Raw genomic sequence first — 24,572 nt, forward strand, 5'->3', positions numbered from 1 at the left:
ATCGGGCGCTCACTCCTCCCCGAGCCGCTTGAGGAACGTGGCGTAGGCGAGGCCGAGCACCCTGGCGGCCTCCACGCGCCGGCCCCCCAGGCGCTCGAGCGTCCAGCGGGCGTAGGCACGCTCCACGTCCTCCATCGGGCGGGGTGGGGCGGGGAGGACGAAGTGCTCCGGGTCCTCCGTGGGGGCCGGAGCCGTGGTGGGCTTCGCGCCCGCCAGCACGTCCAGCTGGAGCTCCGGTCCGGGCTCCATCACCAGCGCGCGCTCGAGGAGGTTGCGCAGCTCGCGCACGTTGCCGGGGAAGGCGTAGGCCTGGAGCCGGGCCCGGGCCTGCACGCTGAGCACGGCCTCCCGTCGCCCGAGCTCCCGGCGCAGGTGGGCGAGGAGGCCCTCGGCCAGGGGAAGGATGTCCTCGCGCCGCTCGCGCAGCGGGGGAATGTCGATGCGGAAGACGCTCAGGCGGAACCACAGGTCCTCGCGGAACCCACCGTGGGCCATGAGGCCCGGCAGGTCGCGATTGGTGGCGGCGACGATGCGCGCGCTGCTGGAGTGCTCGGTGGTGCCGCCCAGGCGCCGGAAGCGGCCCGAGTCGAGGAAGGTGAGCAGCTTGGCCTGCAGGGGAAGGGGCAGCTCGCCCACCTCGTCGAGGAAGAGCGTGCCCCCATGGGCGACCTCCACCAGGCCGCGGCGGGCGGTGCGCGCGTCGGTGAAGGCGCCCTTCTCGTGGCCGAACAGCTCGCTCTCCACCGTCTGTTCGGGCAGGGCCGCGCAGTTGACGTGGACGAAGGGCGCGTCCTCTCCTCGCGAGGAGACGTCATGCAGGTGGCGGGCGAGCATCTCCTTGCCCACGCCCGTCTCGCCCAGCAGGAGCACGGCGCTGCGCGGCGAGGCGGCGATGCGCTCCAGCGCGGCCAGCACCCGCTGCATCGCGGCCGAGGCGGGGGGGACGAGCCGGCGCCGTCCGGAGAGCTCCGCCTCGGCGGCGGCCAGTCGCTCCTTCAAGCGCCCCGTGTCCAGGGCCCGGCGCACGCGGAGCACCAGGTCGGCCAGCTCCACCGGCTTGGCCACGTAGTCCACGGCCCCCGCGCGCATCGCGTCCACCGCGCTGGCGATGTCCCCATGCGCCGTCACCATCACCACCGCCGCGCCAGGCGCCTGGGCCTTCAGCTCGGGGAGGAAGGTGAGCCCGTCTCCGTCCAGCAGCCGCCGGTCCAACACCACCAGGGCGGGGGTGAGCCGTCCGAGCGCGGCGCGGGCCTCGTGCAGCGAGCGCGCCAGGGTGACGGAGTAGCCCTCGCGCTGCAGGGCCGCCGCGCCCATCGAGGAGAAGGCCCGGTCATCATCGACGAAGAGGAGGGGTACGCTCATGTCGTCTGCTCCTGGATGTCTTTCGGAGGGGGCCGCACGCTCATGCGCAGGGTGAAGCGGCTGCCGCCCGGGAGGCGGGTGAATGTCAGACGCCCGCCCTGTTGCTCCAGTGCGCGCCGGGTCATGGACAGCCCCAACCCCACTCCCCTGGGCTTGGTGGTGACGAAGGGCTCGAAGAGCCGGGCCTCGAATCCGGGGGGCGGCCCTCCGGCGTTGTCCTCCACCTCCACCACTGCCTCGCCGTCCTCCTGACGCACGTTCACCCTCACCTCGGGCGAGGTGATCCGCCCCAGGTCCTTGGCGGCCACGGCCGCTTCCATGGCGTTGCGCACCAGGTTGTCCATCGCGGTGGCCAGCAGCAGCGGGTCTCCCGAGAGGAGCAACTCTCCGTCCAGGTTGGCCTCCACGCGCACTTCCTCTGCCTCGGGCAGCACTCGCAGGCCGTCGAGCACCTCGCGGACCAGGTGCGGCAGATCCACGGGCATGTACTGCACGCGCGGCGGCTTGCCGAAGTGCAGCAGCGAGGTGGCCAGGTGGGCCAGCCTGTCTACCTGTCCGCGCAGCGTGTGCACCGCCAGCCCGTGCTCCTCGGAGGGCGGGAGGGTGCCCACTGCTACCTTGATGCCGTTGAGGGAGTTCTTCACCTCGTGGGCGATGAGGCTCGCCGCCGAGCCGAGCGCGGCCATCGTCTCCTTCTCCGCCGCGCGCCGCTCCATCTCCAGGAAGAGCCGGTAGACGCGCCGCCAGTGCAGGCTGAAGAGGAGCAGCGTGCCCAGCTGCAGCACGGCGAGGGTGAGCAGTTGCACCAGCAGCCGGCTCCGGATGGGGGCGAGGGGGATGCTCTCGTCACCGGCGAGTACCAACCTCAGGTCCGTACCCGGGATGGACGTGGCCCAGGCGAACACCTCACCGTGGCCCGTCTCCAGTCGTTGGCCGCCTTCGCGCAGCATCGTCTCCACCTTCCCGGCGAAGCCCGGCGCGGTGGCCCAGGCGGGAGGGGAGCGGGGGATGAAGAGAGCTCCCGCGCGGTTGAGCACGAGGAGGGTCAGGTACTGGCTCGAGGGGCGCGAGCCGGGGACCTCCACCTCCGCGTCGAGCAGGCCCACGAGGAGGCCGGCCGTCCTGCCGTTGCGCACCACGGGGATGGCGACGACGAAGGTGGACGAACCGGGATGGAGTGCGTCCACGGAGGCGGTCTGCTGGTTCAGCGCGCGCTGGAACCAGGGGCGGTCACGCAGGGAGCCGCCGGCATCGAGCAGCTGGGGTGGCTCGCTCCAGCGGGGCTTCCCCGTGGCATCCAGCAGGACGACTCCCTGACGGAAGATGCCGGTTTCCGGGGAGGTGAGGTCCAGCATGTCCTCCGTGGCCCGCTCCTCCTGCATCTCGGGACCGAGACCCAGGGAGACCCGCTCGAGCTCGGACTTGAGCAGCTTCAGGTGCAGGCCGATCGCATCGGAGTACACGCGCGATTCGCGATTGAGACGGTCCTGGAACTGGCTGTGCGCTTCGTGGACGTCGCTGCGGTAGGAGAGCAGCGGTCCGGCGATGGCGACCAGTCCGAGCAGCAGGAGGCCCGCGAGCACGGAGCGAGCGAACTGTCGCTCCGCGCGCAGGTGCTCGGGCTGGGAGGCGTTCTCCATCGCCGGGAGGGGAGGCGCCTCAGGCGATGATGGCGAGCTTCGGAGCGGACTCCGCCGGCGGGGCGCTCGTGTTGAGGTCGCCCGTCAGGTACTTGCCGGAGAAGCAGGCCGTGCAGAAGGTGGCGCGCTCCCGGTCTCCCACCGCGGTGCCCAGGCCTTCCTGGGAGATGTAGCCCAGCGAGTCCGCCGTCACGTAACGGGCGATCTCCTCCACGCTGTGGCTGGAGGCGATGAGCTCCTGCCGGCTCGGCGTGTCGATGCCGTAGTAGCAGGGCCACTGCGTGGGCGGCGAGGAGATGCGCAGGTGCACCTCCACCGCGCCCGCGGCCTTGAGCATCTTCACGATCTTCCGGCTGGTGGTGCCGCGCACGATGGAGTCGTCCACCACCACCACGCGCTTGCCCTTGAGCACCTGGCGCACCGCCGACAGCTTCAGCTTCACGCCGAAGTGGCGGATGGACTGCTGGGGCTCGATGAAGGTGCGGCCCACGTAGTGGCTGCGGATGAGGCCCACGTCGTAGGGAATCCCGCTCGCCTGGGCGTAGCCGATGGCCGCGGGCACGCCCGAGTCCGGCACCGCGATGACCAGGTCCGCTCCGGGCGCCGGCTGCTCCTTCGCCAGCTGCCGCCCCAGCTCCTTGCGCGTCTCGTACACGCTCGTGCCGAACAGCACCGAGTCCGGCTTGGCGAAGTACACGTGCTCGAAGATGCACCGGCCCAGCCGCGTGGGCTGGAAGGGCTGGCTGGAGCGCAGGCCCGTCTCGTCGATGACCACCATCTCGCCGGCCTCGAGCTCGCGGATGAACTCCGCCTCGATGAGATCCAGCGCCGTCGTCTCGCTGGCCAGCACCCAGCTGTTCTTCAGCTTGCCGAGCACCAGCGGGCGGAAGCCGTAGGGGTCTCTCGCCGCCACCAGCTTGTTCTCGGTGAGGAAGAGGATGCTGTAGGCCCCCTTCACCTTGGTGAGCGCCTCGACGACCTTCTGCTCGAAGGTGGGCTGCTTGGAGCGGGCGATGAAGTGGACGATGACCTCGGTGTCCGCGTCCGACTGGAAGATGGCTCCGTCGGCCTCGAGCGCGGTGCGCAGCTCCTGCGCGTTGACGAGGTTGCCGTTGTGGGCCACGGCCATGTGGCCGCCCACGTACTCCACCGAGAGGGGCTGGGCGTTCTTGAGCTGGCTGCCGCCCGCCGTGGAGTAGCGCACGTGGCCGATGGCCGCGGCGCCCGGCAGCTTCTCGAGCACGGGCGCGGTGAAGATGTCCGCGACGAGGCCCATCTCCCGGTGGGCGCGAAGGCTATGCCCATCCGATGCGACGATGCCCGCGGACTCCTGCCCGCGGTGCTGCAGCGCGTGCAGGCCGAGATACGTCAGGTTGGAGGCCTCTGGGTGACCGACAATTCCGAAGATCCCACACATGGCGCGTGCCTTATCCCCTTCGAGGTCCGAACGGAACTGGAGAACGGTTGCCTTGTTCGTGGGTATTCCGCCGGCTGATGTCTCCAGGAGGTAACCGGCCGTCCAGGCCCCCGGAATTCCCCGGTTGGAGGTAGGCTTCCATCCCGCATGTCTTCCCGGCGGCGGCGACTGCTGCCCTCCCTGCTACCCCTCGTGCTCCTGACCATCGGATCGGCGTACGCGCTCGCGTCCTGGAACTGGTGTGGCCGGTGGACCGAGCGGGAGCCCGTGGTGCTCGGGGAGGTCCACGCCGAGGGCCCCTTGAAGGCCGGGGCGGCGAGGGTGCCCCTGATTCCCCCCTTTCCGGTGGTGGTGGCGGGCTATGGGCCTCCTCGACCGGAGGCCAGCCGGGCGGACCCCATGCCCCAGGCGCGGGCCGTGGTGCTGTCCTCGGGGGACGTGAAGGTGGGGCTGGTGTCGCTGGAGCTGCTGCTGGTGCCCGACGAGCTCGTGGCCGAGGTGCGTGAACGGACCGCCGGCCTGGGGCTCCAGGGGGTGGTGGTGACGGCCGCGCACCCGCACTCGTCCTTCGGGGGATACGACACACGGATGGTGTCGCAGCTCGCGGGCACCGGCCGCTTCCGCAAGGACGCGCGGGAGGCGGCGGTGGTGGGTGCCACCGAGGCGCTGCGTCAGGCCGCGGCGCGGCTCACCGAGGTCTCCCTGGAGGTGGGCGAGGCGCGGGAGGGCGCGCTGGTACGTTCGCGCGCGGGCGGCGAGCTTCCGGATGGGGCGCTGACCCGCGCGGTGCTTCGAGGCGCGGAGGGACCCGTGGCGGAACTGCTGATCTTCGCCGCGCACCCCACGATCCTCCCGAGGGACCGGGCCCTGGTGGACACGGACTGGCCAGGGCGTCTGAGCCAGCTGCGCGAGGAGCAGGGTGGGGTGACGTTGGTGCTACAGGGGACGGTGGGCAACGTCTCGGTGTCCTACGGCGATGGCGAGGGCGCGGAGCGGGCGCTGTCCTTCGCGCGTGCGGTGTCGAAGCTGGCCGAGCAGGCGGTGCCGGTGGCGGCCGGGAGCTCGAGGCTGGCCTTCGCGCGGGTGGACGTGGCGCTGCCGAGGCCGGACGCCTCGCGGCTGGTGCCGTCGTTCTCGCGGGCGGCGGGGGACAACTTCCTGTGCGCGTCGTCCTCGCGGACGTCGGAGATGGGCGCGCTGGTGTTGGGGCCCCTGGAGCTGCTGCTGGTGCCGGGCGAGCCCACGGTGGGCGCGGGGGCCGAGCTGGTGCGGCGCACGGGCGCCACGGGGGTGCTGGGGCTGGCGGACGGCTACCTGGGCTACGTGGAGACCGCCGAGAAGGTGGAGACGAACCAGGGCGAGGCCCGTCACCAGTACTTCGGCCCCGTGCTGCTGGAGCGCCTGGGCGCGGGGGCCGACCTGGCCGCCCGGGCCGCGGGTTTCACACCCTGAGGGCGCCGCTCAGAGATCGTCGAACTCCGAGTCCTCTTCCCGCTTCTTGAAGAGCAGGGCGGTGCGGCCCAGGAGCTGGACCAGTTCGGCGTTGGTGCCCTGGGAGAGCTTCTCGGCGGCCTCGTGACGGTCCTCCGGGCCCTCGTTGATCTTCACCTTGATGAGCTCGTGATCCTGGAGCGCCTGCTCGACTGCGGCGATGACGCCCTCGGTGACGCCCGACTGGCCCACGATGACGACTGGCTCCAGGTGGTGTCCCAGCGCGCGGAGCTGGCGGCGCTGTTTTCCGGTCAACGGCAAGGGACTTCTCCTCGTGTATGGGGGAGCACGTGGCGCGCTCCCGGCTCGCGCACCCTACTTCTTTTGCTGGGCCATGCGGATCTCCCGCTGCGCGTCGATGTGATTTGGCTGAACCTCCACCGTCTTCTGGAAGTGCTTCAGCGCGCCGCTGTTGTCGCCGCACAGCTTGGCGATGACACCCAGGAAGTAGTGCGCGGAGGCGACCTTCTCGTTCTTCTTCAGACAGTGTTGGATGTCGCGGTAGGCCTCGTTGTAGCCCGTCTTCTTGTCCTCGAAGGTGAAGAAGCGGGTGTAGCCGCGCCAGGCGAAGAACTCGGGCTCCTCGGGGTTGAGCGCGATGGCCTCGTCGAGCAGCCTGGCCGCCTCGGCGAACTTCCGGGCCTTGATGTAGATGCCCGCCTTGCGGAAGAGCTCCTCGCTCTTGAGGATGGACTCGATGTCCACCTGGGCCTCGCCGCTGCCGCCGTTCTTGAGCTCCTCGATGTACGCGGCGCGGCTCTTGTCGTCCGAGAGCGTGCGGTAGGCATCCCCGATATACGCGAAGATGTCGGCCTTGAGCTTCTCCATCTCCGGAGGCGCGCCTGGAGGCAGCGTGTCCGGGTGGTACTGCTTGGCCAGCTTGAAGTAGGCGATCTTCACCGCCGGGCCGTTGGTGTCGGCACCCAGGCCCAGGCGCTCGAAGTGGTTCTGCTCCTTGAGCTTCGCGGCCAGCTCCCGGAGCGCGGGGAGCTCGTTGGAGCCTGGAGCGGAGCCCGGGGCAGCGGCGGCGGGAGCAGGGGCCTGGGCTGCTGGGGCGGGCGTGGCGGGTTTCGCGGCCGGAGCCGCGGTGGGCGCGGGAGCCGCCGGACGAGGCGCCTGCGGTGCGGCGGCGCTCGGAGGCGTGGCCGGTTTCGCGGCGGGGGCCTGGGCGATACCCGGCTGTGTTCCCGGGCGGGCGGCGGCAGCGGCTTGGGGCGCGGCGGCGGGAGGTGTCGCGGGTTTCGCGGCGGGGGCCTGGGGCGTGGCACCGGCCTGGGCGACACCCGGCTGTGTACCCGGGCGGGCGGCGGGAGCGGCCTGGGGCGTGGCCGGTTTCGCGGCGGCCTGGGGGGCCGCGCGCACGGCGGCGAAGGACACTCCCTCGAGCTCCTTGAGGAGGAACACGAGCCGCAGCAGGTGATCGGCGTCCTGGGGAAGGTCGTTGAGGAGCTGTCCGGCCGAGCGCACCCCGTCGATGAGGGCGAGCACGCGCACCTCGTGAGGGGTGAGCCGCAGGTCTCCGGTGGCCACGCGGCCCTGGGACTTCATCACCGGCAGGTTCAACACGGGCTGCAACCGTCGCCGGAGGTCCGCGCTGGGGATGCGGCGGATGAGCTCACTGAGCACCGCCCACTTGTTGCCGAGGGGCATCGCCCTGGCGGCGGGCAGGTCCTTCGCCTCGAAGGTGAAGGAGCCGGATTCGGCGCGCAGTCCCTTGAGGAGGATGCTCTGGGCGCGCTGCGCGAGCTGGGTGAAGGCGGTGGCGGGCTGGAGGAGTCCGAGCCCGAAGAGCGCCGCGAGCACCTCTCCGCCGAAGCGGCCCCGAGCGGCCTCGGCCTGCTGGAGTTGCTCCGGGGTGACGAGCTTCGACTGCACGAGCCAGGTGCCGAGCGCGTCCCCGGGGAGGGAGGAGTCGATGAACTCGGGGTTGCCCTTGCGGAAGTGGATGCTGACGGTGCAGTCGGCCAGGGTGAGCGTGAGCAGACCCGTGTGGTTGCCGGCGGCGATGAGCCCGTAGAGGCGCACGGGGGAGTGCGTCTCGAGCTGCCCGCTGGCGGGGGGCAGCTGCTCCGGGCCCGGCGCGGGGGTCGCGGCGGAGGCGGGCGCGGCCGTGGGAGCGGGTTGCGCGGGAGCTCCCGGCGCGGCGGGGCGTGCGGCGGCACCCGGCGGAGTTCCCGGAGGAGCGGGGTGGGGCGCGGCACCGGGAGCGGCGGGGCGCTGGGCGGCGGCGGGGGCTGGCGTCCCAGGCATGCCGGGCCCGGGCGTCACGGCGGGAGGCGGGCGGGCGGCATTCGCGGGAGCGGCACCCGCGGGAGCGCCAGGAACCGTGGCACCCGCGGTCGGTGCGGCGGGCCGGGCACCTGGGGCCGCGGCGGGCGCACCGGGCCGGGCGGCGGTGGGGGCACCGGGGTTGGCCACGGGCACACCCGCCCCTGGCACAGGGGGTCGCGTGACGGCACCCGGTTTGGCGACGGGCAGACCCACTCCCGGTACAGGCGCTCGGGTGACGGCGGCACCCGGGCCCGCCACGGGCACTCCTGCTCCGGGCACGGGAGGCCGGGTGACGGCACCGGGGCCGCGAGGCATGGCTCCAGGGCCCGCGGAGGGCGCTGTCCCCGGCGCGGGCGCCGCGGGAGGCCTGCCCGGTTGAGGACCGGGGGGCATGGCTCCAGCGGGTGGTGTGGCCGGAGCACTCGGGCCGGGGGGGACGACGTCGCCCCACATCTCGCGCGGGAAGGCATCGCGGATGTGCGGGAAGCGACCGGGGAAGGCGAAGTTGATGCCGTCCTCGGAGACCTGGAGCCGACCCTGGATGGCGCCGTTATCGATGAGCAGCTCGATGGTCGGCAGGGCCAGTGGGCCCCAGATGGCCCCCTGCTCGTTACGCACGAAGTATTGCCGGACGTCTCCCTCCGCCATCTCGGATGTCGCTCCTTGTATGCGTCCTCACCCTACCCCCGTCTCAGGATGAGGGAAAGCAAGCTGCCCGGCGCGGCGCTGTCAGGGGGTTTCCAGGGAGGCCAGCCCGAGGATGCTCAGGCAGGCCGGGTTCGCGTCCTGGGTGCTCGGCGGGTCGAAGCAGTGGACCTCGGTGTCGAACACCTTGCACATCCCCTTCGGGGTGGCGGCGCAGGCCACCTTGGAATAGGCCTTGGTGCAGCCGTAGCCGCACACGGGCTGGCCGTCGCTGAGCTGGCACTGAAGGGGTGGCAGGGACTTGCCCCAGGAGCAGAAGGCCTGGGCGGGCGGGTCGAAGCAGTCCAGCCGCATGCCATCGCTCTTGCAGATGCCCTGGGGCGTCTTGCTGCAGGCCACCTTTCCGGCGCCGAGGGTGCACTTGTAACCACAGGCGACGTCCGTGCCGTAGCCCCGGCACTCGGAGCGAGGCGTCTCGCGGCCATAGACGGCGTACACCTCGGGGGGCGGATCGAAGCAGACGAGCTCGTCGTTGCGGCCGGTGCAGATGCCCGCCGGGGTGCGCGCGCACTTCACCTTGCCGAACTGCGTGGCGCACTGGTAGCCGCAGGCCACCTGTCCGTCGATGGCCTTGCACTCGGGAGGGGGCAGCGCGTCACCGTAGATGCGGACGATGTAGGCGGGTGGGTCGAAGCAGATGGCCTGGCCGTCGATGACCTGGCAGGAGCCCTGGGGCGTCTGCGCGCACCGCACGCGCTGTCCGTCCGACTTGCATTGGTAGCCGCACGCCACCTGCCCGTCGATGGATCGGCAGGTGGGACCTTTCGGGTCAGGGGGCGCGGCGGACAGCAGCGCGAGGGTCATCACGGAAACGAGAGACGCGAGCACGATGGGACCTCGGCGGGGGACGTGTCCCCGAATTGACGCCCAGAGTCGGCGCGCGCGCAAGCTTTGGACATGGTAGGTGCCCGCTCGTGGAAGTGACTTCGCTCGAAATCGTCCTGTTGTGTGTCGCGGCCCTGACGGCCGGTGTGGTGGATGCCATTGCAGGAGGAGGAGGGCTCGTCACGCTGCCCGCCTTGCTGGCGACCGGCCTGCCGACGCACGTGGTGCTGGGCACCAACAAGGGCCAGTCCGTGTTCGGCGCGTTCGCGGCGCTGGTGCGCTTCTGGCGGGCGGGACTGCTGAGCGGGAAGCTCGCGGCCATCACCTTTCCGCTGGGGTTGGTGGGATCGTTCATCGGCGCGGCGCTGGTGCTGCTGATGCGGCCCGAGGTCCTCAAGCCGGTGGTGCTCGTGCTGCTGGTCATCGTGGCCGCGTTCCTGGCGTTCCGCCGGGGGCCTCCGCCGGGGGAGCGACCGGAGCCACCTTTCAAGCGCATGCTCGCGCTGGGCGCGGTCATCGCGCTGCTCATCGGCACCTATGACGGCTTCTTCGGGCCGGGGACGGGGACGTTCCTCATCATCGCCTTCTCGGGGCTGCTGGGGCACGGGCTGACGAGGGCCTCGGCGGACGCGAAGGTGGTGAACTTCGCGACGAACGTGGCGGCGGTGGCGCTCTTCGCCTATCGAGGCGTGGTGCTGTGGCACGTGGCGCTGCCCATGGCGGCGGCCCAGTTCACCGGCGCGTGGATCGGCGCGCACATGGCCGTGCGTGGGGGCGACAAGCTGGTGCGCAAGGTGGTGCTGCTGGTGGTGGTGGCGCTCGTCCTCAAGCTGGGTCGCGACGTGTTCGCCGGGTGAGGGGCGGCGTGGCCCCTCGTCCCGTGCCGCCCGCGCCCGCTCAGCCGATGAACACGAGCAGGCCGTGGCCGCGCTTCGCCACGGCGGCCGTGAACTTCTTCAGCTCCTCGAAGTAGGAGAAGAGCTCCTCCTCCGGGTCCAGGTCGGGCGGCGGCTCCTCCCAGAAGCCCGGGTAGATGTCCTCCTCCTGCAGCCGCGCTGGATCGTAGCGCTTGCGCAGCGTGCTCTCGGACAGGGCGTCGAGGGCCTTGGCGAGCTCCTTCACCTGCGCGGCGGTGAAGACGCGCGCGGTGCCCTCGTCCGAGGGGATGTCGCCCACGTCCTCGCCCCCGCGCACCAGGAAGTCCAGCGGTGCCTTGCCCTCCCAGGCCGTGCCGGTCAGCAGGTACTGAAGACCGTGCCACGTCTCGCCGATGTCGAGGTCCAGGAAGCGCGCGCCCTCCGTGTCCCCGAAGTCCTCCTCGTCATCGATGAAGTCCTCGAGCCTGTCGGGGTGCTCGAGCAGCTTCTGGCGCTGGTTCTCCGTCAGGCTGCGCAGTGTGCAGAGCATCTCCATGGGCCCCTCACAGCACCACGTGCTCGCGGTGCTCTCCGAAGACGTCGCGCATGGCGTCGGAGATCTCGCCCAGCGTCGCGTAGGCCTTCACCGCGTCGAGGATGAGCGGGATGAGGTTCTCGTCCGGGTTGGCCGCCGCCTTGCGCAGCGCGTCCACCGTGCGCTGGGCCGTGGCGTTGTCGCGCTCGGCGCGCAGCTTCTTCATGCGCTCGAGCTGCGTGCGCTCCACCGTCTCGTCCACGCGCAGCAGCCCCGAGGGCGGCGGCTCCTTCACCTGGAACTGGTTCACGCCCACCACGACGGTGCGCTTCTGCTCCACGTCGCGCTGGGCCTCGTAGGCCGCGTCCTGGATCTCGCCCTGCGGGTAGCCCTTGGCGATGGCCTCGACCATGCCACCCATCTCGTCGATGCGGCGGATGTAGTCCTCGGCCTTGGCCTCCAGCTCGTCCGTGAGCCGCTCCACCACGTACGAGCCGCCCATCGGGTCGATGACGTCGGCCACGCCCGACTCGTAGGCGATGACCTGCTGGGTGCGCAGCGCCAGCCGGGCGGACTCCTCGGACGGCAGCGCGAGTGCCTCGTCCCGGCTGTTGGTGTGCAGCGACTGGGTGCCGCCCATCACCGCCGCGAGCGCCTGAAGGGCCACGCGCACCACGTTGTTGTCCACCTGCTGCGCGGTGAGCGTGCTGCCCGCCGTCTGCGAGTGGAAGCGCAGCATCATCGAGCGAGGATCCTTCGCCTTGAAGCGCTCCTTCATGATGCGCGCCCACAGCCGGCGCGCCGCGCGGAACTTGGCGATCTCCTCCAGGAAGTTGTTGTGGACGTTGAAGAAGAAGGAGAGCCGGCCGGCGAACTCATCCACCTCCAGCCCCGCCTTGAGCGCCGCGTCCACGTAGGCGATGCCGTCGGCCAGCGTGAAGGCGATCTCCTGCGCCGCGGTGCTGCCGGCCTCGCGGATGTGGTAGCCGCTGATGGAGATGGGGTTCCACTTGGGCACCCGCTTCGCGCAGAAGGCGAAGAGGTTGGTGATGAGGCGCAGCGAGGGCCCCGGCGGGTAGATGTACGTCCCGCGCGCCATGTACTCCTTGAGGATGTCGTTCTGGACGGTGCCGGAGAGCTGCTCGAGCGCCACGCCGTTCTTCTCACCCACCGCCGCGTACAGGCACAGGAGGATGGGGGCGGTGGCGTTGATGGTCATCGACGTGGACACCTGGTCCAGGGGAATCCCCTTGAGCAGTACCTCCATGTCCTGCAGCGAGGAGATGGAGACGCCCACCTTGCCGACCTCGCCGTGCGCGCGTGGGTGGTCCGCGTCGCGGCCCATCTGCGTGGGCAGATCGAAGGCAACCGACAGTCCCGTCTGTCCGGACTGGAGCAGGTAGTGGTAGCGCTTGTTGGCGTCCTCGGCGGTGCCGAAGCCCGCGTACTGGCGCATCGTCCAGAAGCGGCCCCGGTACATGGTGGGCTGCACGCCGCGGGTGAAGGGGTACTCGCCCGGGAAGCCCAGCTTCTCCCCGTACTCCCCCTCGACGTCATCGGGGGTGTAGAGCGGCTCCATCGTGAGGCCGCTGGAGGTACGGAACTCCGGGTAGCGCTCGCCGGCCTTGCCCTTGGCCTTCTCGTACGTCTTCTGCCGCCAACGGGCCTTGTCCGCCTTCGTGTCTGCCATGGGGTCCTCTCTCCCTCTCCCTTTCGGGAGAGCACACCCTCTCCCCCTGGGAGTGGGGAGGGGGTGAGGGTCTACGTCCGGTCTACTCGACGACCACGAGCTTCGCGTTGATCTCCACCGCGGTGCCTTCCTTGGCGGGCAGCTCCACCACCTTGCCGGCCTTGGGGCTCTTCAGCTCGTTCTCCATCTTCATCGCCTCGACAACCACCAGGCCCTGACCTTCCTTCACCTCGTCGCCCAGCTTCACCAGCACCTTCACCACCTTGCCCGGCATGGGGGCGGCGATGACCTGCTTGCCCTCCACCGAGAAGCCCGCCGAGCCCGCGCGCAGGCGCAGCCGGCGCTCGTCCGCCACGTCGATGCGCGTCACCTGCCCCCGCACCAACACCTGCACCTCGTCGCCCTGCTCGTCGAACTCGACGCCGTAGGAGTGCCCATCCACCAGCATGGACACCGCGCCGTGATCCAACGTCAGCGCGTCCACGAGGAAGGTCTTCCCGTTGTGCGTGAGCTTGAAGCGGTTCTCTCCGGCCGGCTCGATGTCCACCGGCACCGCTTCCTTCTGTCCCTGCAGCTTCGCGAAGTAACGCATGGGAATTCGTCCCGGTTGCACGGGGGAGGGCCAGAGACCCTCACCCCGGCCCTCTCCCAGGGGGAGAGGGAGTTGACGGTTTAGCGCCAGCGGCGGCCCGACAGCCGCCACGCGGAGATGCCACCCTTGCCGCCCTGGGACGACGTCTGGGTGAGGGTCTTCGCCCGCTTCTGATCCCTCTGGTACGCGTACACCACGCTCGCCAGCAGCGCGGCCTCGGTCAGCTGCGGATCCTCGCCCTTGCCCAGCAGCGTCTCGTGCTCGCGCGTGAGGAAGCTCGTGTCGTAGTCGCCCTCGACGAACTCCGGGTGCGAGAGGATTCCCTTGAGGTAGCGCACGTTGGTGGTGATGCCCTTCACCACGTACTCGCCCAGCGCCCGCTTCGCCCGCTCGATGGCCTCGCGCCGCGTGGGGGCCCACACGGACAGCTTCGAAATCATCGGATCATAGACGTTGGGCACCGTGTACCCGGGGAACACGCCCGAGTCATCCCGGATGTACGGGCCACCCGGCACGCGCAGGTAGTTGATGCGGCCCGGGCTCGGCATGAAGTTGCGCGCGGGGTCCTCCGCGTAGATGCGCACCTCGATGGAGTGCCCGTTCGGCCTGGGCGCCTCGGTGTACGGGAGCTTCTCGCCCTCGGCGACCTTGATCTGCCAGGCCACCAGGTCCAGCCCCGTCACCCACTCCGTCACCGGGTGCTCCACCTGGAGGCGGGTGTTCATCTCCAGGAAGTAGAAGTTGCGGTGCACGTCGACGAGGAACTCCACCGTGCCCGCGCCCACGTAGCCCACGGCCTTGGCGGCCTTCACCGCCACCTCGCCCATCTTCGCGCGCAGCTCCGGCGAGAGGATGGGGCTGGGCGTCTCCTCCACCACCTTCTGGTGGCGGCGCTGCGCCGAGCACTCGCGCTCGTTGAGGTGGATGGTGTTGCCGTACTGGTCGGCGAACACCTGGATCTCCACGTGGTGCGGCTTCTCGAGGTACTTCTCGATGTAGACCGCGTCGTTGCCGAAGGCGTTCATCGCCTCGCTCTTGGCGGCGCGCCAGGAGGACTCGAAGTCCTCCATCCGCTCCACCTTGCGCATGCCCTTGCCACCACCACCACCGGCGGCCTTGAGCATCACCGGCACGCCGATCTTCTCGGCGTAGGCGCGGGCCTCCTCGACGGTGGCGATGGGCTCGGCGGTGCCGGGCACCACGGGGACGCCGGCCTTGATCATGTTCTGCCGGGCACGCGTCTTCTCGCCCATGGCGTCCATGGCCGAGGCGGGCGGGCCGATGAAGGTGATGCCGGCCTTCTCGCACGCGCGCACGAAGGACGCGTTCTCCGAGAGGAATCCATAGCCGGGGTGGATGGCGTCCGCGCCGGTCTGTCTGGCGGCCTCCAGAATCCGCTCCTGCACGAGGTAGCTCTCGCGCGAGGGCGGGGGACCCACCAGGACGGCCTGGTCGGCGGTGCGGACATGCAGGGCGGAGCGGTCCGCCTCGGAGTAGACCGCCACCGTGGAGATGCCGAGCTCCTTGCAGGTGCGCATCACCCGGACGGCGATCTCGCCGCGGTTGGCGACGAGGATTTTGCGGATCTTGGGCATGGGGCTCCCTTTAGCACAGGGGAGCAGGTGCCCGGCGAGCACGTTGGCGGCCAGGGCACCACCCTGTCCGCCAATACGCTCTACTACTCGGAGCCTGTAGCTCCTGACGACTACTTGCGGTGGCTGAGGTACTGCTCCATCAGCCTGCGGGCCTCGCTCAGCTTGGCCTCGACGAAGCGGTCATCCTCGTCCGGCTCGGGAGGAGCGGGGGGCTGCTCCGCCGGGTGCTGGCCCTTCTTGCCCTTGGTGGGAGCGGGGGCATGGGGCTCGTCACCGCCGAAGTCCACGGCCGCGGCGAGCAGGTTGCGGGCGGTTACTCCACCATCGAGCAGGCGGCCGAGCACGGGGGCCTCCAGGCCCAGCCAGCGCGCGGTTTGACGCACCACGTCGATGTACTCACCCTCGAGGGAGCGGGAGGGGCGGCCCGGCTCGCTCAGGGAGGCGCGGCCATAGCTGCCCACCTTGTCGGTGTAGAGGCCCACGGCCTGGTCGCGGAAGTCGCGAGCCACGGCGCGCACGAGGGAGTCCAGGTGGTCCTCGGGGACGGCCTTGCCACCGGAGGGGGTGAGTTTCAGCTCGGCCACGCGCCAGCCGGCGTCGGCCAGGGCGGTCGCGGACTCCACCCAGCGCACCTCTGGCATGGGGACATTCGCGGTCTCACACGCCCGGGAGAGCGTCTGGCGAAGGGCGGTGAGGTTGCCTTCGATGTCGGCGAGGAAGAGGACGAGGCGGGGTTGAGACAAAAGAGGGGCTCCTTAAATCTGGTGCGCTCCTTCAAGCACGAACGCCCCCCCCAAAATTTCCTGGGGGAGGCGTTCTGTCTTCTTCCGGGAGAAGAGGCCCGCTCGCCTGCCTGCTTCCGGGACTACAGCGGGATGTTGCCGTGCTTGCGCGGCGGGTTCTCCTGGCGCTTGTTCTTGAGCATCTCCAGGGCGCGGATGACCTTGGCGCGCGTCTCCTCGGGGCGGATGACCTCGTCGATGTAGCCCAGCTCGGCCGCCTTGAAGGGGTTGGCGAACTTCTCGCGGTAGTCGTTCACCAGGCGGGTGCGCTCGGCGTTGGCGTCCGCGGCCTTCTGCAGCTCGTTGCGGAAGATGATGTTGACCGCGCCCTCGGGGCCCATGACGGCGATCTCCGCCGTGGGGTAGGCGTAGTTGATGTCCGCGCGGATGTGCTTGGACGCCATCACGTCGTAGGCACCGCCGTAGGCCTTGCGGGTGATGAGGGTGATTTTGGGGACGGTGGCCTCGGCGAAGGCGTAGAGCAGCTTGGCACCGTGGGTGATGATGCCCCCCCACTCCTGGTCGGTGCCAGGCAGGAATCCGGGCACGTCCACCAGGGTGATGAGCGGGATGTTGAAGCAGTCGCAGAAGCGCACGAAGCGCGCGGCCTTCACGCTCGCGTCGATGTCGAGGCAGCCCGCCAGTACCGCGGGCTGGTTGGCCACGATGCCCACCGACTTGCCGTTCATGCGCGCGAAGCCGACGACCATGTTCTTCGCGAAGTGCTCCTGCACCTCGAAGAAGTGCTTGTTGTCGACGACGGCGCGGATGATCTCCTTGATGTCGTAGGGCTTGTTCGGGTTGCTGGGGACGACCGTCTTCAGGCTCTCCTCGGCGCGGAAGGGATCATCGTCGCAGGGCTGGGCGGGCGGATCCTCCTGGTTGTTGGAGGGGAGGAACGAGAGCAGCTCGCGCGTCATGAGGATGGCGCTCTGCTCGTTCTCCGCGGCGAAGTGCGCCACGCCGGACTTCTGGTTGTGCGTCAGCGCGCCGCCCAGGTCCTCCTTGGTCACCTCCTCGTGCGTCACCGTCTTGATGACGTCCGGGCCGGTGATGAACATGTAGGAGGTGTCCTTCACCATCATGATGAAGTCCGTGATGGCGGGCGAGTACACGGCGCCACCGGCGCACGGGCCGAGGATGAGGGAGATCTGCGGCACCACGCCCGAGGCGAGGGTGTTGCGCAGGAAGATGTCGGCGTAGCCGGCGAGGCTCTCGACGCCCTCCTGGATGCGCGCGCCGCCCGAGTCGTTCAGGCCGATGACGGGAGCGCCCACGCGCATGGCCATGTCCATGATCTTGCAGATCTTCTGGGCATAGGCGCCGGAGAGCGAGCCGCCGAAGACGGTGAAGTCCTGGGCGAAGACGAAGACCTGGCGGCCCTCGACGGTGCCGTAGCCGGTGACGACACCGTCGCCGAGGATCTTCTTGTCACCCATGCCGAAGTCGTTGCTGCGGTGGGTGACGAACTTGTCGAGCTCCGTGAAGGAGCCGGGGTCGAGCAGCAGGTCGATGCGCTCGCGGGCGGTGAGCTTGCCGGCCTCGTGCTGCTTGGCGATGCGGTCAGCGCCACCGCCCAGCTCGGCCTGCTTCTCCATCTGCTGCAGCCGGGCGCGAAGGGGATCCTTTTCCGTGGTTCCGTCCATGGGTCGCGCATCTAGCACGATTGGGGCCGGGAGGGGGGACCTGGGGCATGGGGCATGGCGAGAAGCCCGGAGGACGATGGATGAGCATCACTTCTAGACGCCCGGACGCGGTGTGGGCGAAAGTGTGTACGCGACATGACCCATCGCGTTATCGACCAGTTCCTCCGAGCCACTTGCTGCTTCCCCCGCATGGGCGTGTTGGCCCTGGTGGCGAGCGTGCTGCTGGCGGGATGCGTCACGGTGGCACCGCCTGAGAGGGCGGTAGTGATTGATGAGGCGGAGAGGGTCTTCGTCACGCTGTCCTCGGATTTCGAGCCGGTGCAGGTGGGAAATGCTGAGTTCACGGGCGCCCTGACTCAGTTGCTGGTGGAAATGCCGCTGCGGGTGGCTCCCGCTACCATCCCTATGCAGCCCGGGCGGCGGTACGCGCTGGCTTCGGAGCCCGTGTCTCGTGGTGAGACATGGCACTACTCGGAACTGGCCCGGTCCTACGGACGCTTCTGCGAACGACGAGGCACTCCGGGTGACTGCCTCTCCCTCTTCGAGGATGGTTCGCGCCTGCAAAGCGATGACAAGCGCCGTATCGCATTGGCGCTGGCCGTGGTACCGGCGCTGGAGGGCGTGGATGCGGAGGTGCGGTCCATGCTCAACCCCTCGCGTGTTGTGGCCATGGCGAGTATCACCCTCACGGCTTATATTGCGTATTCCGGCCATCGTGATCACCCAGATCGGTCGATCGTGATCACCTGGATCGGTCATCGTGATCGGAGCGAAGCGACGCTGACCGGGCGGGCCCCCGTCAGCGGCCCTCCTCGGCTCCTCCGCTCCAGGCCGCCACCTCTCAACAGGGCTCCTATCCGTCCTATACTTCATCGACGCCAGCAGGTCGAATGGGGCCATCAGCAGCAGTGCTACAGGAAGCGAATGAGTCCAGACCGAATGGTTCTTTTGAGGCATGACGATACACCTGCGCAAATGAGGAACATTGGGCGGCGATCTGTCTCTCCAGGACGTTACTCAAGGATGTCTAAGCAGATGGCCGCAACAACGACTTCCGTTGTTGTTGCGGCTCAATGGTCTGCAGACTTGGCGGTGTCCATGTCGATACCCCAGCGATGGGCGCATCGCACCCATCATGGCGAATGAAGCAACGTCAATATCGGGCAAGCTTCAACCACATGACTGACCAGGGAGACAGGATTTGAACCTGTCTCCCCTATCCCACGGCGATTCAGCGACTCTCGCAGCTTGAGTCTTTGATGTTTTTTGAGCTAAGGAAGCCTGAACGCTCATCCGGAATGAATGGCCGTCTTGGGATTCTAGAATTGAGGAGAATATGTCTGACTTCGCATCATCGAGCGACGGTAGACGAGTTTTTGGGGGCGCCTGTAGATGGCTGTTTTTGGGGGTTGCTCTTCTCGCAACGGTTGCGAGCGCGGGAAGGAGAGTCAGCTATGAGGTGCGCGTAAACACGTATCCGCAGCAAGACTATGGGCAAGCGGAAGGTACCATTGCTGGAGCCTACAGGTCGGCTGACTCGAATCAGTACATCGCCTGTCAAGTGCGTGCGGAAGGCCTGATGGGCCCCTCTACGCGTACTCTCAAGTGCGAAGCCGCCAATGCGGATGGCATCGTCGGGTCGTGCACTCTTCAGAATGCGCCACAGTCACTAGTCGATATGGTGATGTCAATAGTCGACACGGACTACATTTGGTTTAGGTGGTCTCTCTCTACGGGGACTTGCACCAATATCGCAGTAGAGCGTGGCTCCCTCCAGATTCCTCGATAGAAAGAGGGAAATCTGCACGTCCGGTTCGATGAGCGGCGTGGAGGAAACGGACCGTGGGTGAGACTCGGCGAGAAGACGAGCGAGAGTGGACCTTCGCAGCAGGCGCCGACGAACCCGAGCGGCACCGCGCCTCCCGTCGACTCTACCCTGCTGACGCTGCTGGGAACTGCTGGCGAGAGCCTTCGGCATGGAGCGCGGCCTCAAAGCCAACACCTCCAAGAAGCGCACCTACTCCCTCTTCCGCCAGGGCTGCATGTACTACCAGGCTCTGCCCAACATGCCCGAAGCCCGGTTGCGGCCTCTCATTGAACGCTTCGCCCAACTCGTCTGCGAGCAGCTCGTTTTCCGTGAAGCCTTTGGCCTTTTATGAGGGGATGCCTCAGGTCGCCCCCTGTCGCTCCATCCTTGAGTTCCTCTACCTCCTCCCCAGTGGCTCAGTCCTGACTTTTTCAGTAACCTGCCAGGCCGGTGACATTTTTTGCCAGGGAGTGACGCAAAATGTCCGCTGCCCGCTGCCCGCGGCCCCGTCGCCGAGAGTGGGAGTGGGTGCGCACGGTGCTGGCCCACCCGGTGCATCATTGCAAGGCTCACCGCGCCGAAAGGGCTCCTCATGTGCCGCAACCCGCTGCTGCTCCTCCTGGTGCTCCTCACCGCATCGACCGCTTCCGCGGAGTACGACGAGGAAGAGCCCCCGCCGATGCTCGAGAGCTCGAGCCGCTTCTCGCTCCAGACCGGCTGGCGGTACACCCCCAACACCCGGTTCTATGATGACTACTATTCGCAGCCGGGGAACCGGAACCTGGAGCGCTCGGGGGATGCGATTGGAGGGCCACTGCTGGCGGCCACCTTCGCCTATTCTCCGATGGAGTGGCTGGAGCTGGGAGCCGATCTGTTCGCCACCTACGAGCGAATGCAGCTCACCCGCCAGCCAGGGCTGAACGCCATGACTTTTGGAGCACTCGTGGGCCTGCGCTTCCAGAAGCTGCTTGAGATAGGACCCGAGGGGCTGGTTCCCTCGGTGGGAGCCCTCATGGGGCCCCTGTTCGCCGCCTCGTTCTTCGATGGAGGGGGCTCGGTGGAGAACACCTCCATGACGATCGGAGGAACGGTGGGGGCGACCCTGCGCCTCAGCGAGAAATGGGGGATCGTTTTCGAGTACCGGCTGCTCTTCGCCAAGGGCGTGGCGGAAGAGGGAGGCGTTTACGATGCGGTCGGGAACTGGTTCTCCGTGGGCATGACCTACCAGCTCCCATCGGTGCCGGACCGGCCAATGAGAAAACTCTTCTAGCGTCCGGCCGCGACTCGCCTTCGCGGCTGGTGAGGATGAATGGCTACCCTGTGCGTGAACCCGGACGCCGGAGCGGCGTGAACTCGAGCCTGAAGGCCCAGGCGGGAAAGACCGTCGCCGCGAGGCCCGAGCCGACTCCATACAAGAGCTCATCCAGCGGAACCCCGAGGAACCGGCCTCGCAGCAGGATGCCCGGTCGCCGGGGCCAGCACCCAGGTGAGCCCGTTCAGCGCCAAGATGGCCCAGGCGGCCCGCTCGCCACCCACCCGCGCCGGGAGCGTGAGCTTGCCGCTCTCGAGAGCCGAGGGCTCATCGGGGAGCGCGGTGGCGATGGCGCAGCCGAGGTGGGTCGTTGGCGTAGACGATGAAGAGCTGGTCGAGCACCCCGAAGAGTTGCACTCCCACCAGCGTCCCGAGCTCGAGCGCACGGCCCTGCATGCGCACGGCGAGGAGCTGCCCGAGCAGCAGCGGGAGCGCGATGTACGGCTGCGAGGGCAACCGCGAGGCCTGAATCCAGGCCCGGAGCGTCCCCCTCCCAACCTTCACGGCGAGGCCCCCCGCGAGAATCCGAGGCGCTGGGCGGTTTCGGCTCGCAGGTCGGTGAACGGGAGGTCCCAACGGCGCTCACCCTCGAAGAGCCAGGCCTTGACGGGGATGAGGTCCGCCTGGGCGAGCACCCGGTGCAGGTGCTCTTCCTCGCGAGGCTCGCGGCGGAAGGTGAAGGGGTTGCGGAAGTCCTTGCCCTCGAGCCGCCCGTACCTGGCGTCGTCCCTGGAGATGAGCTCGGTGAGTGTCTGGAGCCGTCCTTCGAGGTAGTCGAAGAACGCCACGTCGAAGGGCCCGATGCCCGCGCGCGTCTGGGGTTCGCTCGCCACCCAGCGGGCCCAGTCGTAGCCGTACAGGAAGTCGTGGGCGTAGCGGAAGCGCAGCTCCGACTTGTTGCCGAAGCCCCGGCACAGGCCCATCACCCGGTGGGCGAAGCTGGAGATCTCCCGCGGCCCGCCAGCGTGCCACATCCGCCAGGCCAGGTGGTCGAGGTCCCAGAAGATGTTGTCCGGGAAGTCGTCCGCGAGGGCCCGTACCACATCACCCAGGCTCCAGGCGAAGGCTCTCGCCCGCTCCACTTCGGAGCAGCCCTCCAGCAGGCGCGTGGCCAGCTCCACGGGAAGGAGCGCTCGGGGCCGGCTGGCATCGAGCGAGGCGCACGGCCCGAGCAGGGGCGTCAGCGACTCGAGCCTGGCGAGGACGTCATCCAGAAGCCCGCTCACTTCCGCCCTCCCAGACCCACGGCGAGCACGAGCGCCGACAGCGTGAACGTTCCCCACCAGATGGCGCGGTGCAACTCCGACGCTCCCATGGACAGGCGGCCGGCGGTGGCCGCTCCCACGGCCTGTCCGAACAGCGCGGGGACGAACACCTTCGGCCAGCTCGTTGGCTCGAGTGCATACCACCACCGCGCCGTGGGCCTCATCGATTCGATTCGCACTACAGTTGGGCCTCCTGTGCCGGGTCTCCTTCCGCGCCGAGCACCACCGCGATGGGCTCCAGCATGGGGATTCGCGCACAGACCATCAAGACGGTCGAGGTGATGGGGACCGCGAGCAGTGCCCCCACGGGGCCCCAGATCCATCCCCACACGCTGACCGCCAGGAGGATGACCAGTGCCGAGAGCCGCAGCTGCCTTCCCTCCAGGAGCGGCGCGACGAAGTTGCCCATCACCTGCTCGATGGCGAGGATGCCCAGGGCCACGAGGAGCGCGCGACTCCCTCCTTGCGTCGCGAACGCGAACAGGATGGGCGGTATGGCCGCGAGGATGGAGCCTAGAATGGGGACGTAGTTGAAGAGGAAGAAGAGGACCGCCCAGAGGATGGCGAGCTCGACGCCCAGGAGGCCGAGGAACACGCCCTCCAGGAGCGCGGTGGCGAGGCCCACGCCGGTGATGACGAGCAGATAGCGCCGCATCGCGGTCGCCGCCGCGGCAATCGCGCCGAGAATCCTCGTGCCGCCATCCCCTGGCAGGATGCGAGTGGCCTTGGTCCGCCATCGCGGGGCCTCGAGCAACATGAGCAGCACGAAGAAGATGACGAGCACGAGGAAGCCCAGTGCCCCCCACACGCCCTGGATGGCGACGGCACCCGCCTCCGTTGCCCTCTGGCGCAACGCGCCTGGTGTCTCGCGGGACTGATTGACAGGCATTCCCCGCGCTTGGGCCCAGGCCAGTAGCGGCTCGAGCCTGGCTTCCACCTGGTCCATGTGCTCTGGCAGCTCACGTGCGGCGGTCCCCACCGCGAGCGCGAGCGCGCCGCCCACCATCGCCAGGGCAACGAGCATCACCAGGAGCGCGGCGGCGGTCCCCAACCAGCGCATGCGTTTCGGCAGCCGGGAGCACAGCGCGCGTTGCACCGGGTAGACCAGGAGTGTCACGAAGAACGCGAAGGTGAAGGGCGCCGAGAAGGTGTGCGTCACCTTGAGTGCCGCCCCCGCGAGCACCGCCGCGACGACGAGCGCGGTACCAGGTAGCACCCCCATGCGACGCTCCCGAGGTTCGGGCAATCCGGTGGCCAAGGTGTCAGCTCCTCTTCTCGTCCTCCTGTTCACGTGGGCATAGCCCACGAAGTGCCAACCCCGTGCGACGCATGTCGCTCGATTTCCCGCGATGCTCATGCATCGGACACTTCTCCAGGGGTTCGGGGGAGCACTCCTCTAACGGCCCCCCCCGGGCCGTCCAGCACCTGCTCCGGGGTGAGGGGAGCCGTCACCCGGGTTGGCTATGGACATGGGATGGATCGCGACCTACGGCTCCGAAGAGGAGATGCAGGTCCAGAGCAGCTTCATCTCGGAAGGTGGCTCGGGAGCACCGGCGCCAGACTTGTCGATCGAGGTGGACGACCTGGACGCGGTGCTGCGCCGGGTGAAGAAGGCGAAGCTCCCCGTGGAGTATGGCCCGTGCGACGAGCCCTGGGGGCGACGGGGCTACAATTCGTGCGTTGGTGACGCGGCGGGTGAGCCGAGCGGCTGCCTCAGTTCGCTGAGCGGCACGATCAGGAGCGCGCGCGAGACAAAGGAGCCGATCCAGAGCTCATCACCGGCGACGATGGCGCTCGTGCCCGCGCTGAAGGTCTCGTTCGCGGCTCGCTCGAAGAGCGTGGTCGCCTGGAAGGTGGCCGGATCGATGCGGGCCACCTCCGTTCCAATGCCGCACTTGAATACGAATCCACACAGGCCAACGACGGCGATGGAATTCGGGTGCCCTGTCGCGAGAATGGAGCCGTCGGGCGCGAACCGGAGGTTGTCGGGATGGAATCCAAGGTTGACGGACCGGGGGCTCGTGGCGGCTCCAACGAGGGGGACCTCGTGCACCCTGCTGGTCATGTACTCGTTCACGTACAGGCGCGTGCCGTCCGGCGACACGAGGATGCCGTTGTCTCCCTGGAAGCGGGTACCCGGAACTTCGCTCCAACCGCCGCCAGGCACCCACCGCAACACCGCACCTTGTGGCGAAGACGGAAGGTGCGGAATGGTGACGACGATGCCTCCGTCCGGGAGGGGTGCGACGGAATTGGCCTCATGCTCCGTGGGCAGCATGACGCAGCCGGTCCAGGTCAGCTCTGGCCCCTCGGCGGAAACCCGGACGTCGAATACCTCGATCGACTCGCGACCGCCGTGGTTGACCGCGTAGAGCGTGTGCTCACCCTTGGCGCGGGCACGGAGCGCAATCCCGTGCGCGGAGAGGAGCTTCGGATCGGGTGCACCGGGGCAGTCGCGGTAGGTCGGCTCGACCGGGCGCGAGAGATCGGGTGTCATGGCGCGGAAGGCTTCGTCGCCAATCCTGACGGCATAGAAGCCGCCCCCGGCCCAGTCGTCGTTGCCCATGTTACCCGTGACGACCCAGTCACTGTCCCCGAGGCGCATCAGGTCCTCTGGCTTATTGAGCCCACACACGGCGTGGACGCCGCTTGTGCGCTCGCACTCCGTGCCTACACCTCGCCCGGCCGGCCAGAGCCTCCAGTAGAGGGCGAACGCGGCAGCGAACCCCAGAAGAGCGAGGAGGCCGAGTGCGGCGATGCGCACGCCCCTCCTGGTG

General features: G+C 68.8%; 21 protein-coding genes. 4 read left to right on the forward strand and 17 right to left on the reverse strand.

Translation table 11 applies throughout. The annotated features are described in order from the left end of the window. Window positions 1-9: 9 nt before the first annotated feature. The 3 genes from JQX13_RS23955 to purF are packed head-to-tail and all read right to left on the reverse strand — an operon-like array spanning window position 10 to window position 4,422. The gene (locus JQX13_RS23955) at window positions 10-1,365 is read right to left on the reverse strand and encodes a sigma-54-dependent transcriptional regulator (protein ID WP_203411240.1); all 1,356 of its coding nucleotides are present in this window, start codon (window positions 1,363-1,365) and stop codon (window positions 10-12) included. Beyond that, on the reverse strand, window positions 1,362-3,005 hold the full coding sequence (locus tag JQX13_RS23960; protein ID WP_203411241.1) for a PAS domain-containing sensor histidine kinase: 1,644 nt from the start codon (window positions 3,003-3,005) through the stop codon (window positions 1,362-1,364). The genes JQX13_RS23955 and JQX13_RS23960 overlap by 4 nt, the downstream gene beginning before the upstream one ends. A gap of 19 nt (window positions 3,006-3,024) precedes the next feature. Further along, the gene (gene purF, locus JQX13_RS23965; protein WP_203411242.1) at window positions 3,025-4,422 is read right to left on the reverse strand and encodes an amidophosphoribosyltransferase; all 1,398 of its coding nucleotides are present in this window, start codon (window positions 4,420-4,422) and stop codon (window positions 3,025-3,027) included. 147 nt (window positions 4,423-4,569) lie between these two features. On the opposite strand from purF, the gene JQX13_RS23970 reads away from it, so the two are divergent. Next, on the forward strand, window positions 4,570-5,874 hold the full coding sequence (locus JQX13_RS23970) for a hypothetical protein (protein WP_203411243.1): 1,305 nt from the start codon (window positions 4,570-4,572) through the stop codon (window positions 5,872-5,874). A 9-nt stretch (window positions 5,875-5,883) separates the two neighbouring features. On the opposite strand, the gene yhbY is transcribed toward JQX13_RS23970, so the two are convergent. From yhbY to JQX13_RS23985, 3 genes are all read right to left on the reverse strand, one after another. After that, window positions 5,884-6,174, reverse strand: coding sequence for a ribosome assembly RNA-binding protein YhbY (gene yhbY, locus JQX13_RS23975; protein ID WP_203411244.1), 291 nt, complete (start codon window positions 6,172-6,174; stop codon window positions 5,884-5,886). A gap of 54 nt (window positions 6,175-6,228) precedes the next feature. Further along, window positions 6,229-8,832: a J domain-containing protein gene (locus JQX13_RS55515; protein WP_203411245.1), complete on the reverse strand. Its 2,604-nt coding sequence runs from the start codon at window positions 8,830-8,832 to the stop codon at window positions 6,229-6,231. A gap of 81 nt (window positions 8,833-8,913) precedes the next feature. Beyond that, window positions 8,914-9,717, reverse strand: coding sequence for a hypothetical protein (locus JQX13_RS23985; protein WP_203411246.1), 804 nt, complete (start codon window positions 9,715-9,717; stop codon window positions 8,914-8,916). A gap of 86 nt (window positions 9,718-9,803) precedes the next feature. On the opposite strand from JQX13_RS23985, the gene JQX13_RS23990 reads away from it, so the two are divergent. Then, window positions 9,804-10,571, forward strand: a complete 768-nt coding sequence (locus JQX13_RS23990; RefSeq protein ID WP_203411247.1) for a TSUP family transporter — start codon at window positions 9,804-9,806, stop codon at window positions 10,569-10,571. 40 nt (window positions 10,572-10,611) lie between these two features. On the opposite strand, the gene JQX13_RS23995 is transcribed toward JQX13_RS23990, so the two are convergent. The 6 genes from JQX13_RS23995 to JQX13_RS24020 form a co-directional block, all read right to left on the reverse strand. Further along, window positions 10,612-11,127: a YfbM family protein gene (locus JQX13_RS23995; protein ID WP_203411248.1), complete on the reverse strand. Its 516-nt coding sequence runs from the start codon at window positions 11,125-11,127 to the stop codon at window positions 10,612-10,614. A 7-nt stretch (window positions 11,128-11,134) separates the two neighbouring features. Further along, window positions 11,135-12,796 carry an acyl-CoA mutase large subunit family protein gene (locus JQX13_RS24000; RefSeq protein WP_203411249.1) on the reverse strand — a complete coding sequence of 554 codons (1,662 nt, stop codon included), beginning with the start codon at window positions 12,794-12,796 and terminating at the stop codon, window positions 11,135-11,137. Window positions 12,797-12,878: 82 nt separating this feature from the next. Beyond that, the gene (locus tag JQX13_RS55520; protein ID WP_203411250.1) at window positions 12,879-13,388 is read right to left on the reverse strand and encodes a biotin/lipoyl-containing protein; all 510 of its coding nucleotides are present in this window, start codon (window positions 13,386-13,388) and stop codon (window positions 12,879-12,881) included. Window positions 13,389-13,468: 80 nt separating this feature from the next. Further along, complete coding sequence (gene accC, locus JQX13_RS24010; RefSeq protein ID WP_203411251.1) at window positions 13,469-14,983, reverse strand: acetyl-CoA carboxylase biotin carboxylase subunit; 1,515 nt, start codon at window positions 14,981-14,983, stop codon at window positions 13,469-13,471. 110 nt (window positions 14,984-15,093) lie between these two features. Next, entirely contained in the window at window positions 15,094-15,726 is a 633-nt protein-coding gene (locus tag JQX13_RS24015) for a hypothetical protein (RefSeq protein WP_203411252.1), read from the reverse strand. A 122-nt stretch (window positions 15,727-15,848) separates the two neighbouring features. Next, window positions 15,849-17,411, reverse strand: a complete 1,563-nt coding sequence (locus tag JQX13_RS24020) for an acyl-CoA carboxylase subunit beta (protein ID WP_203411253.1) — start codon at window positions 17,409-17,411, stop codon at window positions 15,849-15,851. A gap of 1,976 nt (window positions 17,412-19,387) precedes the next feature. Here JQX13_RS24020 and JQX13_RS24025 point away from each other — a divergent pair. Both JQX13_RS24025 and JQX13_RS24030 read left to right on the forward strand, forming a co-directional pair. Continuing rightward, window positions 19,388-19,570: a hypothetical protein gene (locus JQX13_RS24025; protein ID WP_430384191.1), complete on the forward strand. Its 183-nt coding sequence runs from the start codon at window positions 19,388-19,390 to the stop codon at window positions 19,568-19,570. 240 nt (window positions 19,571-19,810) lie between these two features. After that, window positions 19,811-20,488: a hypothetical protein gene (locus JQX13_RS24030; RefSeq protein ID WP_203411254.1), complete on the forward strand. Its 678-nt coding sequence runs from the start codon at window positions 19,811-19,813 to the stop codon at window positions 20,486-20,488. Between the two features lie 309 nt (window positions 20,489-20,797). Here JQX13_RS24030 and JQX13_RS24035 read toward each other — a convergent pair whose 3' ends face one another. The 5 genes from JQX13_RS24035 to JQX13_RS24055 all read right to left on the reverse strand — a co-directional run bounded on the left by JQX13_RS24035 (window position 20,798) and on the right by JQX13_RS24055 (window position 24,559). Then, on the reverse strand, window positions 20,798-21,034 hold the full coding sequence (locus tag JQX13_RS24035) for a hypothetical protein (protein ID WP_239015093.1): 237 nt from the start codon (window positions 21,032-21,034) through the stop codon (window positions 20,798-20,800). Beyond that, a complete protein-coding gene (locus JQX13_RS24040) occupies window positions 21,031-21,756 on the reverse strand; it encodes a ferrochelatase (RefSeq protein ID WP_203411255.1) in 726 nt (241 codons plus the stop codon). The genes JQX13_RS24035 and JQX13_RS24040 overlap by 4 nt, the downstream gene beginning before the upstream one ends. After that, complete coding sequence (locus tag JQX13_RS54400) at window positions 21,753-21,974, reverse strand: hypothetical protein (protein WP_239015094.1); 222 nt, start codon at window positions 21,972-21,974, stop codon at window positions 21,753-21,755. The genes JQX13_RS24040 and JQX13_RS54400 overlap by 4 nt, the downstream gene beginning before the upstream one ends. Continuing rightward, on the reverse strand, window positions 21,974-23,017 hold the full coding sequence (locus JQX13_RS24050) for an AI-2E family transporter (RefSeq protein WP_203411256.1): 1,044 nt from the start codon (window positions 23,015-23,017) through the stop codon (window positions 21,974-21,976). The genes JQX13_RS54400 and JQX13_RS24050 overlap by 1 nt, the downstream gene beginning before the upstream one ends. A gap of 444 nt (window positions 23,018-23,461) precedes the next feature. Further along, the gene (locus tag JQX13_RS24055; RefSeq protein WP_203411257.1) at window positions 23,462-24,559 is read right to left on the reverse strand and encodes an SMP-30/gluconolactonase/LRE family protein; all 1,098 of its coding nucleotides are present in this window, start codon (window positions 24,557-24,559) and stop codon (window positions 23,462-23,464) included. Window positions 24,560-24,572: the final 13 nt, after the last annotated feature.

The sequence above is a fragment of the Archangium violaceum genome, from assembly GCF_016859125.1.
GTDB lineage: Bacteria > Myxococcota > Myxococcia > Myxococcales > Myxococcaceae > Archangium > Archangium violaceum_A.